The organism is Rhodanobacter sp. 7MK24 (genome assembly GCF_014842995.1).
Lineage (GTDB): Bacteria > Pseudomonadota > Gammaproteobacteria > Xanthomonadales > Rhodanobacteraceae > Rhodanobacter_A.
Map to the genome: position 1 here is coordinate 1 of NZ_JACYXL010000035.1, position 281 is coordinate 281.

1 protein-coding gene is annotated in these 281 nt (G+C 64.4%); it reads right to left on the reverse strand.

Features of this window, described 5'->3' with window-relative positions; all coding sequences use genetic code 11:
* Positions 1 to 281, reverse strand: a 281-nt coding sequence (locus tag IHE49_RS18390) for a DDE-type integrase/transposase/recombinase (protein ID WP_192160673.1), incomplete at both ends; no start/stop codon positions are given.

Below are 281 nucleotides of genomic sequence, written 5' to 3' on the forward strand. Positions count from 1 at the left end.
ACGATTCGATGTAGGCGTTCTGGTTCGGTTTGCCCGGTTCGATCAGGCGCAGTTGCACGCCACGCTCGTGGGCCCAGGTAACCATCGCCTTGCCGCAGAACTCCTTGCCGTTGTCGCTGCGAATGATCTTGGGCAGGCCGTGAGTGAGCGCCAGGCGATCCAGCACGCGCGTGACGCCCGTGCCGGAGATCGCTCGTTCGACCTCGATGACGACGGCCTCGTGAGTGGCGTCGTCAACGACCGTCAGGCACTTGATGACGCGACCCTCGGCCGTGCGATCG